The 14,723-nt window shown below is 44.4% G+C and carries 12 protein-coding genes and 2 pseudogenes; all 14 read left to right on the forward strand.

Annotated elements, in window-relative coordinates; all coding sequences use genetic code 11:
* Position 1 precedes the first annotated feature (1 nt).
* The 14 genes and pseudogenes from ACRQ5D_RS20085 to ACRQ5D_RS20150 all read left to right on the forward strand — a co-directional run bounded on the left by ACRQ5D_RS20085 (position 2) and on the right by ACRQ5D_RS20150 (position 14,415).
* Positions 2–1,716: pseudogene (locus ACRQ5D_RS20085) on the forward strand (GMC oxidoreductase).
* Positions 1,717–1,986: 270 nt separating this feature from the next.
* A complete protein-coding gene (locus tag ACRQ5D_RS20090) occupies positions 1,987–3,666 on the forward strand; it encodes a GMC oxidoreductase (protein WP_090524591.1) in 1,680 nt (559 codons plus the stop codon).
* A 36-nt stretch (positions 3,667–3,702) separates the two neighbouring features.
* Positions 3,703–5,130, forward strand: a complete 1,428-nt coding sequence (locus ACRQ5D_RS20095) for a Gfo/Idh/MocA family protein (protein ID WP_091175426.1) — start codon at positions 3,703–3,705, stop codon at positions 5,128–5,130.
* 111 nt (positions 5,131–5,241) lie between these two features.
* On the forward strand, positions 5,242–5,808 hold the full coding sequence (locus ACRQ5D_RS20100; RefSeq protein ID WP_091175423.1) for a gluconate 2-dehydrogenase subunit 3 family protein: 567 nt from the start codon (positions 5,242–5,244) through the stop codon (positions 5,806–5,808).
* 149 nt (positions 5,809–5,957) lie between these two features.
* Positions 5,958–6,959: a Gfo/Idh/MocA family protein gene (locus ACRQ5D_RS20105; protein ID WP_431200260.1), complete on the forward strand. Its 1,002-nt coding sequence runs from the start codon at positions 5,958–5,960 to the stop codon at positions 6,957–6,959.
* Positions 6,956–7,108, forward strand: coding sequence for a hypothetical protein (locus ACRQ5D_RS20110; RefSeq protein WP_431200261.1), 153 nt, complete (start codon positions 6,956–6,958; stop codon positions 7,106–7,108). The genes ACRQ5D_RS20105 and ACRQ5D_RS20110 overlap by 4 nt, the downstream gene beginning before the upstream one ends.
* A gap of 26 nt (positions 7,109–7,134) precedes the next feature.
* Positions 7,135–8,187 (forward strand): sugar phosphate isomerase/epimerase family protein, encoded by a 1,053-nt coding sequence (locus tag ACRQ5D_RS20115; protein ID WP_091175421.1) that lies wholly within the window; start codon positions 7,135–7,137, stop codon positions 8,185–8,187.
* Between the two features lie 438 nt (positions 8,188–8,625).
* Positions 8,626–9,933, forward strand: coding sequence for an MFS transporter (locus ACRQ5D_RS20120; protein ID WP_091175419.1), 1,308 nt, complete (start codon positions 8,626–8,628; stop codon positions 9,931–9,933).
* A 141-nt stretch (positions 9,934–10,074) separates the two neighbouring features.
* Positions 10,075–10,518, forward strand: coding sequence for a c-type cytochrome (locus ACRQ5D_RS20125; RefSeq protein ID WP_091175416.1), 444 nt, complete (start codon positions 10,075–10,077; stop codon positions 10,516–10,518).
* 37 nt (positions 10,519–10,555) lie between these two features.
* Positions 10,556–11,059, forward strand: coding sequence for an MFS transporter (locus ACRQ5D_RS20130; RefSeq protein WP_432326379.1), 504 nt, complete (start codon positions 10,556–10,558; stop codon positions 11,057–11,059).
* Positions 11,047–11,804, forward strand: a pseudogene (locus ACRQ5D_RS20135) (MFS transporter). The gene ACRQ5D_RS20130 and the pseudogene ACRQ5D_RS20135 overlap by 13 nt, the downstream one beginning before the upstream one ends.
* A gap of 2 nt (positions 11,805–11,806) precedes the next feature.
* Positions 11,807–12,700, forward strand: coding sequence for a hydroxypyruvate isomerase family protein (locus tag ACRQ5D_RS20140; RefSeq protein ID WP_091175411.1), 894 nt, complete (start codon positions 11,807–11,809; stop codon positions 12,698–12,700).
* A gap of 50 nt (positions 12,701–12,750) precedes the next feature.
* On the forward strand, positions 12,751–13,626 hold the full coding sequence (locus ACRQ5D_RS20145; protein WP_091175408.1) for a sugar phosphate isomerase/epimerase family protein: 876 nt from the start codon (positions 12,751–12,753) through the stop codon (positions 13,624–13,626).
* An 18-nt stretch (positions 13,627–13,644) separates the two neighbouring features.
* Positions 13,645–14,415 carry a 3-keto-disaccharide hydrolase gene (locus tag ACRQ5D_RS20150; RefSeq protein ID WP_091175406.1) on the forward strand — a complete coding sequence of 257 codons (771 nt, stop codon included), beginning with the start codon at positions 13,645–13,647 and terminating at the stop codon, positions 14,413–14,415.
* Positions 14,416–14,723: the final 308 nt, after the last annotated feature.

The raw sequence follows: 14,723 nt of genomic DNA on the forward strand, positions 1-14,723 counted from the left end.
AATGGCTAATTTAAATATCGACAGCGTTAAAGAACGCACTTTCGACGCGATAGTAATTGGTTCGGGCATGAGCGGGGGATGGGCTGCTAAAGAGTTTGCAGATAAAGGGTTAAAAACATTGATACTGGAGCGTGGCCGCGATGTGAAGCACATTAAGGATTACCCGACTACCAATATGTACCCCTGGGAGTTTGAACACCGGGGCGAATTGCCGATGGCTGTACAGGAAGCCAATCCTATTGTAAACCGCTGTTATGCTTTTGGAGAAAGCGCCGCGCATTTTTTTGTTAAAGATGCAGAGCACCCATACATTCAGGATAAACCCTTCGACTGGATCCGCGGATACCAGGTTGGCGGTAAATCCCTGCTTTGGGCGCGCCAAACCCAGCGTTGGAGCGATTTTGATTTTGAAGGCCCCGCCCGCGATGGTTTCGCGGTAGACTGGCCTATCCGTTACAAAGATATTGCACCATGGTATAGTTATGTAGAGAAATTCGCCGGCATTTCGGGTAACCGTGATGGCATTGCCGAATTGCCGGATGGTGAGTTCCTACCCGCATTCCCATTAAATGCTGTTGAAGAATATTTCAGAGATCACGTAAAAAGTAAGTATAAAAACCGACATGTGATCAGCGCTCGTTGCGCCCACCTGTCAACCCCTAATCAAATCCACCTTGATCAGGGCAGGGTACAATGCCAAAGGAGAACGATCTGTGAGCGTGGCTGCCCCTTTGGTGGCTATTTCAGCGCTAACGCTACCACTATCCCCTGGGCTTTAAAATCTGGTCACGCCACATTAAGGCCATTTTCGGTAGTGGAATCTATTATATATGATGATAAGCTGGGTAAAGCTACCGGTGTGCGGGTTATTGATACCAATACCAAAGAAGCTATCGACTACTACGCCAAAGTAATATTTGTCAATGCAGCGGCGTTAAATACCAACCTGATATTGCTTAATTCTAAATCACACCGCTTCCCTAATGGTTTGGGCAATGATAGCGGTGTGCTGGGTAAATATGTAGCTTTCCATAATTATTCGGCCCATATTGGAGCCGAGTATGATGGTGCAAAGGAATGGACTACAGATGGCCGTAACCCTGCCGGCGGGGGTATATCCCAAGGTTCAGGAATGTGTACAAACAAGAAACCGACTTTTTACGCGGTTATGCTTCAGGCTTTGGCGCTTACAGATCCCCGCAGCGTAGTTGGGACGGCGTAGGTAGCAGTCTGAAAGATAACCTGGCTAACAAAGAGCTTGGCCCGTGGCGTGTAGGCTCGCACATGATGGGCGAAACCATCCCGAAGGAAAGCAATTTTGTAAGTCTTGATGACAAGCAAAAAGATGCCTGGGGTGTGCCGTTATTAAAGATGAACATTGATTACGACGATAACGACGAGAAGATGAAGAAGGATTATGTGGAGCAGTTAACTGAGATGTTCACCAGCGCGGGCTTTACTAACATTAAAGCAAGTACCGATAAACGAGCACCGGGGCTTGATATTCATGAAATGGGCGGTGCCCGTATGGGGAATGATCCTAAAACATCGATATTAAACAAATGGAACCAGGTGCATAGCGTTAAAAACGTATTTGTTACCGACGGCGCCAGCATGACATCAACCTCGTGCCAAAATCCGTCACTAACTTATATGGCCTTTACGGCAAGGGCCGCCGATTATGCCATGAGCGAGATGAAGAAGGGGAATATATAGTGTAGTTTTGAGTGGCGGTTATTTAAATAGTAGCAGTTGCAGTTAAAAGTAGCAGCTATTTAAAAGTAAAAGTTGTAGAAAACAGCAAATATGTAGGGGAAACTAACTGCAACTGCCAGTGCTACTGCTACTAAAACTTACTACCAGTGCTACTACAACTAAAGGCTTCGTGTAAAAAAAACACAATGTAATATTTGGAAAATGAATTTTATTCATACATTTAACGACACAACCAAGTACTAAACAAATTTAACTAATCATATTATTCGTATGTCTGCAAACACTTATGACGCAATAGTCATTGGCTCAGGAATTTCAGGCGGGTGGGCTGCCAAGGAACTAACACAAAAGGGTTTGAAAACCATCATGCTTGAGCGTGGCCGTAATATTGAGCACATTAAAGATTACGTAAACGCAACCAAAGATCCATGGGAATTTCCGCACAGAGGCGGCCGTACCCAGAAAATGATTGATGATTACCCGGTTCTTAAACGCGACTATCCGTTAAATGAAACCAACCTTGACTATTGGGCAAGTGATAAAGATAGTCCTTATACAGAAATTAAACGTTTTGACTGGTTCCGTGGTTACCACGTAGGAGGCCGCTCACTGATGTGGGGACGCCAATCGTACCGCTGGGCTGATGTTGATTTTGAAGCCAACTTAAAGGATGGCATTGCTGTCGACTGGCCTATCCGCTACAAAGACATCGCTCCGTGGTATAGCTACGCTGAGCAGTTTGCCGGGATCTCCGGTAATAAAGATGGTTTACCTATCCTTCCTGATGGCGATTTTATGCCGCCTATGGAAATGAACGTGGTTGAAAAAGACGTTTCAAAACGCTTGAAAGAATTTTATAAAGAAGCGCGTCACATGATCATCGGTCGTACGGCTAATATCACTGTACCGCATAACAACCGTACCAACTGTCAATACCGTAACAAATGCTGGTTGGGCTGTCCGTTCGGTGCTTATTTCAGCACACAATCGGCTACATTGCCTGCGGCTATGGCTACCGGTAATTTAACCGTTCGCCCTTGGTCTATAGTTACCAAAATATTGTACGATAAGGATACCAAAAAAGCCAAAGGCGTTGAGGTATTGGATGCTGAAACCAATAAAACTTATGAATACTTCGCTAAGATCGTATTCGTAAACGCATCAACCATTAACTCGGCCTGGATCCTGATGAACTCAGCAACCGACGTTTGGGAAGGTGGCTTAGGCAGCAGCAGCGGCGAGCTTGGCCACAACCTGATGGACCACCACCTTAATGTTAGCGCTTATGGCAGGATCGAAGGTTATGAGGATAAATATTATTTCGGTCGCCGTGCAAATGGTTTTTATATCCCGCGCTACCGTAACCTTAACGGCGAAAAACGTGATTACATCCGTGGTTTCGGTTACCAGGGCTCGGCAAGCCGCGAAGGCTGGAGCCGTGACATTGCCGAATTGAACATTGGCGGTGCGTTTAAGGATGCATTGACCGAGCCAGGTTCATGGCATATAGGTATGGGCGCTTTTGGCGAAACATTGCCTTATCACGAAAACAAGGTTACCATCGACAAAACCAAAAAAGATAAATGGGGCTTGCCTGTTGTTGCCATTGATGCCGAATTGAAAGCGAATGAGCTGAAAATGCGTATCGATATGGAAAAAGACGGCAAAGAAATGCTGGAAGCTATTGGCGCTAAAGATGTACAAACTTCAAGCACTAATCCGTTCCTTGGCCGTGGTATTCACGAAATGGGTACCGCACGTATGGGCCGTGATCCAAAAACTTCAGTATTGAACGAGTGGAACCAGGTTTGGGATGCTAAGAACGTATTTGTTACCGATGGCTCATGTATGACTTCGGCTGCATGCCAAAACCCGTCGCTCACGTATATGGCATTAACCGCACGTGCAGCCAACCATGCTGTTGAGATCCTTAAAAAAGGTGAAATTTAACCAACATCACATAAAAACAACCTAATAAAAACACCTATGACTGAAGAAAAGGACAAAACCCCAAACCCGTCGAGACGGCAATTTATTAAAAGCAGCGCCATAGCGGCCGCTGGTTTTATGATAGTTCCGCGCCATGTTTTGGGCGGTAAAGGTTTTATAGCTCCAAGCGACAAGTTATTGATTGCCGGCGTAGGTGCCGGTGGTAAAGGGCAAAGCGATATTGCTAATTTTTACAAAAGCGGCAAGGCCGAGATCGCCTTCCTGTGCGATGTTGACGACCGCAGAGCAGCAAGATCACGCAGCGATTTTCCTAAGGCAAAGTATTATAAGGACTGGCGCGAAATGTTTGACAAAGAACACAAGCATTTTGACGCGGTATCGGTTTCAACACCCGATCACAACCACGCTATTATTACCTACAATGCTATGCAGCTGAACAAACACGTTTATGTTCAAAAGCCGCTAACGCACGATATTTGGGAAGCCCGTTTACTAACAGAGGCTGCCAAAAAGTATAAAGTGGTTACACAAATGGGTAACCAGGGTGCATCAAATGATGGTACACGCCTAATGTCGGAATGGTATGATGCCGACCTGATTGGCGATGTGCACACAGTTTACTGCTGGACAAACCGCCCCGTTTGGCCGCAAGGCATTGCATGGCCACCGCCCCAACCAAATATCCCTAAAGAGTTGGATTGGGACCTGTGGCTGGGTACAGCACCTAAAAAAGATTATGTTGATAAACTGGTACCATTTAACTGGCGCGGCTGGTGGGATTACGGTACCGGCGCCCTTGGCGATATGGGCTGTCACCTGGTTGAAGCTCCTTTCCGCGTGTTGGGTATTCAGTATGCTAAGGATGTACAGGCCAGTGTTGGCAGTGTTTATGTAGATGAGTTTAAAGAAGGCCACTTCCCTGAAAGCTGCCCTCCATCAAGCCACATCACGTTAACATTCCCTAAAACCGATAAAACCAAAGGTGATGTTACACTGCACTGGATGGACGGTGGTATCCAACCAGAAAGGCCTGCTGAATTATTAGCGAGCGAAGATTTTGGCGGTGAAGAAGGTAACGGTACATTGTTTATCGGTACAAAAGGTAAAATGTATGCAAGCACCTATTCTGATGCAGCAACATTATTGCCGAAATCGCTTACCAAAAGCGCTAAAGCTCCGCAGAAATGGGCACGTGTACCGGGCGGCGCTAACGGCCACTACGCACAGTGGGTTGAAGGATGTATAGCAGGTTATGGTAAAACAGAGTTAAGCTCATCGTTTGATAAGGCTGGTCCGCTTACTGAGGCGCTATTGATGGCTAACCTTGCGGTTCGCGGTCATGAGCTAAATGGCGGCAGAGTAAAATTGGTTTGGGATAACCAGGCTATGAAAGTTACCAACTTTGATGCTGTTAACCAATATATAAAACGCGATTACCGCGAAGGTTTCGTGTTAAAAGCGTAATTTAGGAATACGTGATTAGTTGGGGAAAGACTTACGAAGTTTTTAAAACTTCGTAAGTCTGGTAAACACTAATTCACTAACCCAACTAATTCAGTAAATCAATAATTAAACATGAATAGAAGAGAAGCGATAGGCAGGGTAGGTTTGATCCTTGGCGGTACCATCATCGGCGCCGAGTTCTTCATCTCCGGATGTAAATCATCTTCGCCGAAAGTAAACGACCTTTTTACACAGGATGATGTAGCCCTGATGGATGAAATTGGCGAAACCATTTTGCCTGCAACCTCAACCCCTGGGGCTAAAGCTGCCGAAATTGGCAAATTTATGACCGTAATGGTACAGGATTGCTATACTGCCGATGATCAGAAAATTTTCACCAAAGGCCTTAAAGACCTGAATGATGCAAGCGACAAAAAATTTGGTAAAAAGTTTTTGGAGGCCACTCCGGAGCAGCGTACCGAACTATTAACTGCGCTTGACAAAGAACAAAAAGACTATACCAAAACCAAAAAGCCCGAAGATCCTAACCATTATTTCAGGATGCTGAAGGAATTAACCCTGCTGGGTTTCTTCACTTCAAAACCGGGTGCCACACAGGCATTACGTTATATAGCCGTTCCTGGTAAATATGACGGTAACCTGCCATACAAAAAAGGTGATAAAGCCTGGGCAACCTAAAAAATTGCAATATCAATTGATTATACCTTTGATTTTTACAAAATTTGAATTGCTATCAAAAACAGCATTATGTAATAATGCTGTTTTTGATGTATACAATCGATTGAGAAGCGTTTAATCATCAAAAACATCAACCCCAACAAAAACAAATGAAATTAAGATTAGGAATGATAGGCGGCGGACAAGGTGCCTTTATTGGTGCCGTACACCGCATAGCTGCCCGTATTGATGGTGAGTATGAACTGGTTTGCGGCGCTTTTAGCAGTAATGCCGAAAAATCGCAGGCCAGCGGCCTTTTGCTTGGCTTACCGGCAAGCCGCTCATATAGCTCATACCAGGAACTTATTGAAAAAGAAAAGCAACTGCCCGAGAACGAACGTGTGCAGGTGATCAGCATTGTAACGCCTAACCATGTGCATTTTGCCCCAACCAAAATGGCGCTCGAAAACGGTTTTCATGTGGTGCTTGATAAACCCATGACCTTTTCGCTTGAGGAAGCTAAGGAACTGGAAAAAGTAGTTAGTACATCTGGCAAACTATTTTGCCTTACACATACTTACACAGGCTACCCAATGGTTAAGGAAGCTAAGCAATTGATTAAAGCAGGCGCCATAGGTACAATACGGAAGGTTTATGTTGAGTATCCGCAGGGGTGGTTGAGCAGTTTTTTAGAAGGAGAAGATAACAAACAAGCCTCCTGGCGTACCGATCCGGGTAAAAGCGGGATTGCCGGTGCCATGGGTGATATAGGTACACATGCCTTTAACCTTGCCGAATACGTTACCGGCTTACAGGTTACTAAAATTTGTGCCGATATCAACATTGTAGTTGAAGGCCGCAAGCTGGATGATGATGGCGCGGCGTTGTTAAAATTTAACAACGGTGCAAGCGGCGTGCTCACAGCTACCCAAATTGCGGCTGGCGAAGAAAATAATGTGAAGATCAGGGTTTATGGTGAAAAAGGCGGTTTGGAATGGCACCAGAGCGATGCTAACTCATTAACTGTAATGTATACCGATAAGCCTGCCGAAACCTGGCGCACCGGCGGGGGTATACCAGCTCATTCGCGCAGCATAATACACGTACGCCTGCCGGTCACCCCGAAGGTTATCTGGAGGCATTCGCCAACCTGTACCGTAATTTTGCTTTGACAGTTAAAGCCGGTTTGGAAGGTAAGCAGGCCACTCCCGAAGAACTTGATTTTCCGGGTATCGAAGAAGGCGTTCGGGGAATGGCTTTTATTGAAAATGTGATAGCATCAGGTAAATCAGATGCCAAATGGACTGATTTCACTATTTAATCCACCATCTATTTAAAACAAACAACATGACTACTATAAAAGGACCTGCCATATTTATAGCACAGTTTATAGGAGACGCGGCACCATTTAACAGCCTTGAATCTATTTGCCAGTGGGCAGCGGGTTTAGGCTACAAAGGTGTGCAGCTGCCAACAAACGATACCCGTTTTATCGACCTGCAAAAAGCCGCCGAAAGCAAAACTTATGCTGATGAAATTAAAGGTATAGTTAACGCCGCAGGGTTAGAAATAACTGAGCTATCAACCCACCTTCAAGGCCAGCTGGTAGCGGTAAATCCGGTTTATGACGATCTGTTCGACGGTTTCGCACCCGAGCATTTACGCGGTAACCCGGCCGAAAGGCAAAAATGGGCTATACAGCAATTGAAATATGCTGCACAGGCATCAAAAAATTTAGGTTTAAATGCATCGGTAACTTTTAGTGGTGCCCTGCTTTGGCCAATGGTATATCCGTGGCCTCAACGCCCTGCCGGGATTGTTGAGACTGCTTTTGGCGAACTGGCCAAACGCTGGACGCCGATACTGGATGTTTACGAGGAAAACGGCATCGACCTTTGCTACGAGATTCACCCGGGTGAAGACCTGCATGATGGTATCACTTACGAGATGTTCCTTGATCATGTAAAAGGCCACAAACGTGCTAACTTACTGTATGATCCTTCGCACTTTGTATTACAGTGCCTGGATTACCTGGAATATATCGACCTATACCATGAGCGCATTAAAATGTTCCATGTTAAGGATGCCGAGTTTAATCCAACAGGTCGTCAGGGTGTTTACGGTGGTTACCAGAACTGGGTTAACCGCGCAGGCCGTTTCCGCTCATTGGGTGATGGTCAGGTAGATTTTAAATCGATATTCAGTAAATTAACACAATATGATTACAAAGGATGGGCGGTGCTTGAATGGGAATGTGCGCTCAAACATCCTGAAGACGGTGCAAGGGAAGGTGCCCAATTCATTAAAGATCATATTATCCGTGTAACCGAACGAGCTTTTGATGATTTCGCCGCATCGGGTTCTGATGACGCTTTCAACAGGAAAACGTTAGGGATATAATTTTTTGATTTCGGAATTGGGATTTTTGATTTCGGAATTATAAAATCGTAAAAAACGTCATGCCGAACTTGTTTCGGCACCCCACAAGATAGGTATGCGAGTGCTTAGCATGGCTGCCTGGCAAGTGGGATGCTGAAGCAAGTTCAGCATGACGACATGATTTAAAACTTCGTAAGTCTGGATCTACAAATGCCAGATCAAAAACGAGTGTCATGCTGAGCCTGCCGAAGCATGGTGGGAGGCCTTTACGCGCGACCCTTCGACAGGCTAAGGATAACAGGCCTGCGCTCGCGATAATGACTTTATTTAATCATAAAATAGCCCATCGGTAAAACATGGGATTTTACTAAAAGGAAACATACAGCTGAAATAATTTCGGCAAAAAGCATTTTGATACAGCCAATTAACCAATTATCAAATAACCTTAAATAATTTAAAATGCAAACTATTAACCGTACACAGCTATTCAGGGCAAGCTGCCTGTCGTTGCTGGTAACGTCATTATCATTCGGTATCCGTGCCGGGATTTTGAATGACCAGGGCGTAAGATTTCATTTGAACGCTTCGCAACTGGGCACCATTGCAGCAACTGCTTTCTGGGGCTTTCCGCTGGCTATCATTGTAGGCGGCTTTATTGTCGATATCATCGGTATGAAAAAGCTGCTGGTGTCAGCTTTCGTGTTTCACCTGGTGGGGATCCTGCTTACCATTTTTGCCAATGGCTACTGGACGCTGTTTCTTTCTACCTTAATGATTGGTATTGCTAATGGTACGGTTGAAGCTTCATGTAACCCGCTTGTAGCTTCGCTATATACAGATAATAAAACTACAAAGCTTAATCACTTTCACCTCTGGTTTCCGGCGGGCATCGTGATCGGTACGCTCATCGTGTTCGGACTGGATACCACTTTGGCTCACGGTGTATCACCTAAACCGTACTGGATCTCGCAGATTGAGATAGCATTGATGCTGATCCCTACCATTGCTTATGGTTACCTGTTCTCGAAGTTGGATTTCCCGGTTACCGAGCGTGTATCTGCCGGTATAAGTACCGAGGATATGTATAAGGCATTGGTCAACCCGTTGTTCCTGTTCATGATCATTTGTATGTTCGGAACAGCTATTACCGAATTATTCACCAACCAGTGGACTGACGTTTTATTCAAAACAGTTACGGACAACGCCATCCTTATTTTAACTTTTGTTGCCTCGGTACAGGTATTGGGCCGCGCGTTTGCAAGCCCGATAGTTCACCGTTTGGCACCACAGGGGGTACTGTTGATCTCGGCCGTATTATCAGCTTTGGGCATTTATTTGATGGTACACCTGCATGGTGATGCTATCTATTTTGCAGCGGTAGTTTTTGGTCTTGGTGTAGCTTTCTTCTGGCCTTGCATGATAGGCTTTGTGGCCGAAAACCTGCCGCGTACAGGTGCCGTAGGTTTAAACCTGATGGGCGGGGCCGGTATGTTCGGGGTATCTATTTATATGATGTTTATGGGCGGTTTTTACGATAAAATCATGGCTTCAAAATTACCGGCGGGTGCCAGTCTGGACGCTTATCGGTCGGCGCCGGCGGGCTCGGATATGGCTAAAGCGTTTGATGCAGCACGGTCGGCGGCAGGTCCTGAAGTATTAAATACTACCCTGATTATCCCGATTGCATTAATCGTTGCATTTATAGGATTGGTAATTTATATGCGCTCACGTAAAAAAACCGCTTCATTAGGCGCTATATCGGTTTAATGAGGCTTTAATTATGATAAAAAGTTGTAATTTTCGCCTGATTAACCAACCCAATTAAAATTACATGATGAAAAACAGCAGGGGCATTGTTAATGAACAGATTTTCTGTTAGGTTATCATCATAAACCACAATTAATCTTTATGAAAAAAGTATTCGTTATTCTTTGTATCAGCGCAGCGTTTGCTGCCTGTGGCGGAAATTCATCAAAAAACACCGGTGGTAGCGATAGCACTAACGGTACAAACCAATCAGCTAAAGCTGCCGATGCCAATGCTGATACTGTAGTAGCAAAAACCGGCACCGAACCGGCAGGTGGTTCTGCAGGTTCATCAGCCGGCGAAAAATTAATTGCAACGTTAGATTGCAGCACCTGTCATAAAGTTGACACCAAAGTTATTGGCCCTGCATTTCAGGATATAGCAGGTAAATACGAAGCTTCAGATGCTAATATCGAAATGTTGGCTAAAAAGATCATCGCCGGCGGTAGCGGCAACTGGGGCAACATAGCCATGACCCCACACCCTTCATTGCCTGAAAGCGATGCCAAAGAAATCGTTAAATATATTTTATCATTAAAAAAATAACGAGAAGGATAAGTTAGTCTGGCTTTAAAATATAATTATGAATATCGGAATTAGGGTAAAACTTTCAACAATGATGTTCCTGGAGTTCTTTATCTGGGGAGCGTGGTTTGTAACAATGGGCACTTATTTAACAGTTACGTTAAAGGCTACCGGCACACAAAATGCGGGTGCTTACGCAACGCAATCGTTAGGTGCTATTATAGCCCCTTTTGTTATCGGACTTATTGCTGATAAGTATTTTTCGGCACAAAGGATTCTGGGTGTACTGCACCTGTTGGGCGCGGCCTCACTTTATTATGCAACTACCATAGCTGATTTTGATAAGTTTTACCCTAATATCCTGTTTTACATGATCATTTACATGCCAACACTGGCACTGGTAAATTCGGTTTCATTTAAGCAGATGCAAAACCCAAGTAAAGAGTTTCCTTTAATCAGGGTGTTCGGAACAGCAGGGTGGATCATTGCAGGTATTGTTATCGGCTTATTAGGATGGGAAAAAGCGGAACGCTTGTGCTCACCTTCAAAATGGCATCAATAGCGTCGTTGATATTAGGTTTATTAAGCTTTACCTTACCTGATACCCCTCCGGTAAAAAGGGGCCAAAAAACTACATTTGGCGATATCATTGGCTTAGATTCAATCAGCTTGTTAAAAAACAGGTCGTATTTAATTTTCTTTTTGGCGTCGGTAGCCATATGTGTGCCCTTGGCGTTTTACTACAACTTTACCAACCCTTTTTTAAATGAAGTGGGCGTTAAAGCCGCTGCCGGTGTACAGGCAATGGGGCAGGTATCCGAGCTGGCGTTCATGGCAGCGATGCCTTTGTTTTTTGTGCGGTTCGGTGTAAAAAAATGCTGGCTATTGGTATGCTGGCCTGGGTACTGCGGTATATATTCTTTGCCTACGGCGACGCAGGTTCAAGCTACTGGATGCTTATTGCGGGTATAGTAATGCATGGTATCTGTTACGATTTCTTCTTTGTAACCGGTCAGATCTATACCGATAATTTAGCGGGCGAGCGTTTTAAAAGCGCGGCCCAGGGCTTTATTACCTTAGCTACTTATGGCGTAGGTATGCTTATAGGCTCGTACATTTCAGGCCCTATTGTTGATCATTGGAAAGTATCCGATACATCACATAACTGGCAAACCATTTGGCTTATACCTGCAGGTATTGCCGCTGTGGTATTGATATTATTCCTCGCTTTATTTAAAGATAAAACAAGCATGGCCACAAAACCAGGTTTGGATATTCAGGAACCATCAGCACAAACCGAAATATAATTATGGCATCAAATCAAAACAGGCGGTCGGCTATCAAAAGCATGATCGCGGGCACGGCGGCAATTGGCGCGTCGGGTGTATTATCTTCATTTACCATCGAAACTGAAAAACATATGCAGGCTGATGATAAGCTCAAAGGCAATATTAACCATGCTGTATGCCGCTGGTGTTACGGCGATTTTACGATAGATCAACTTTGTGCCGCTGCTAAGGACATCGGCATAAAAGGGATCGATCTGGTTGGCCCTTCAGACTGGCCTACACTAAAAAAATACGGCTTGTTCTCATCTATGTGCAATGGTGCCGAGATCAACCTTACCGATGGTTTTGGTGATAAACAGTTTCATGCCAAACTGCATGAAAATTATACCAAAATGATCCCGCTGGTGGCAGAGGCGGGTTATAAAAACCTGATCTGCTTTAGCGGCAGCCGTCGCGGTAAAACCGATGAGGAAGGCTGGAATAATTGCGTTGAAGGCTTGAAACCTATGGTTGCCCTTGCCGAAAAACACAACGTAATATTGGTAATGGAACTGCTGAACAGCAAAATTGATCACAAAGATTACCAGTGCGACAGGGTAGAGTGGGGCGCCGAACTTTGCCGCAGGCTTGGTTCAGAAAACTTTAAATTGCTGTATGATATCTATCATATGCAGATTGACGAAGGCGATGTGATCCGCAATATCCGCGCTAATCATCAGTACATCGCTCATTACCATACCGGCGGTGTTCCCGGCCGTAACGAGATTGATGAAACCCAGGAACTTTACTACCCGGCCATTATGCGTGCCATTGTGGAGGTAGGGCATAAAGGCTTTGTAGCCCAGGAGTTCATCCCGAAACAGAAAGACAAAATAGCTTCGCTTAAAAAGGCGGTGCATATTTGTGATGTTTAAACCTTACATCACCTTATCACTCTAAAAAGCTAAACTAATAAAACAAATACATGACAACCAGAAGAACATTTTTAGCACAAGCCGGATTAATGGCCGCAGGCGCAATGCTTGCGCCGAAATTGGTATCGGCGAAAGCTTCAAATAAAGTGGGCCTGCAATTGTATAGCCTGCGCGATCAGTTACCCAAAGATGTAAAAGGTGTTATTGCACAAGTAGCAAAAGCCGGTTATAACGAAGTTGAAACCTTTGGTTTTAACAAAGAAACCGGTTATTGGGGATTAAAAGGTAAAGAATTTAGTCAGCTTTTAAAAGATAACGGACTAACAACTCCAAGCGGTCACTATGGCCTTGACGAGTATTTAGGCTCAGGTAAAACTGATGACCTGAACGCTTACATTGAAGTTGCCAATACCATTGGTCAGTCACATATTATTATCCCGGCTTTAAACCACAACTTTATTAAAACTGTTGATGATTGTAAAGGTGTGGCCGAGAAAATGAACAAGATTGCCGAGATCCTGAAAGCATCGGGCTTAAAATTAGGTTACCATAACCACAACTTTGAGTGGGCACCGGTTGGTGACACTACTTTTTACGATGTGGTGCTTGCCAATACCGATCCTAAACTGGTAGCCATGGAAATGGATATTTACTGGGTAGTGCGTGCCGGTAAAAACCCGGTTGAGATTTTTGAAAAACACCCCGGCCGGTTCGCTTTTGTGCATGTTAAAGACAGGGATAAAACCAATGCCGAACTGAATACTGAAATAGGTAACGGTGATATCGACTTTAAAACCATATTGGGTAAAGCTAAGCTTGCAGGCATTAAGCACTTTATTGTTGAGCAGGAAAACTATACCAATATCGACCCGTATGTGAGCATTGCAAAAAGCGCTTCATACCTTAAAAATACGCTTCACGTTTAAACCAATTATTTTAGAGAGATGAAATATCCATTAATACTAACCGCCCTTTTAGCAGGCAGCTGCTTCATGGCAAACGCGCAAAGTGCCAAACCTGAAGACACCGAGATTTGGGAACCGGTACCTAAGGTAGTTACACCGGGCAAAAATTTAGGCGATGCCCCTTCAGACGCAATTATTTTGTTTAACGGTAAAGGCCTTGACGAGTGGGTTTCTGTTGAAGATAAAACCCCTGCTAAATGGCTGGTAAAAGGAGATGTACTTACCGTAAATAAAGCTACCGGTAACATAGAAACTAAAAAAAGCTTTGGCAACTACCAACTGCACATTGAGTGGAAAGTACCTGCAAACATTACAGGCAGCGGGCAGGCCCGCGGCAACAGCGGCGTGTTCTTAGCTTCGATAGGTAAAGGTGACGCAGGTTATGAGCTACAGGTTTTAGATTCGTACGAAAATAAAACTTATGTTAACGGCATGGCAGGCAGCTTGTATAAGCAAGTGATCCCACTGGCAAACCCTGGTCGTAAACCCGGCGAGTGGAATGTTTATGATGTAATTTGGACCGCTCCTGTATTTAACGAAGACGGTTCATTGAAATCGGCAGCAAGGGCTACCGTATTTTTCAATGGTGTGCTTGTTGAAAATAATTTTGAGCTGCTTGGTCCTACTCAATACATCGGCAAACCATCGTACGAAGGCAAAAAACATGGCCCGTCGCCAATTAAGTTACAGGCCCATGGCGATAAGAGCGAACCGCTTAGCTTCCGCAATATTTGGGTAAGAGAGCTGTAAGCAACGCTACTAATTTTTGAAAATATGATAAGCCTCCCGGTAATGCCGGGAGGCTTTTTTTATGGTATTTAATATTCTAAAGGTAGAACCTACGGTTGCTAAACGCTGTCGCTATTTATATAGTCTATTTACTAATCAGTCTGTTAGCTTTGGTTTTTGTGTATTCCGCTTTCAGTTTTTATATCATTGCTTTTTTTTGTCTACATTAAACTTATAAATATTATAGCCGTATAAGTTAACTATAAACCATTCTGTTTCTCTTTTTAAGGAACGGATTTTCACGAAAATTAAAACTCAACACCGCCTGT

Source organism: Mucilaginibacter sp. P25 (assembly GCF_050859465.1).
In the GTDB taxonomy this organism is placed as follows: Bacteria; Bacteroidota; Bacteroidia; order Sphingobacteriales; family Sphingobacteriaceae; genus Mucilaginibacter; species Mucilaginibacter gossypii.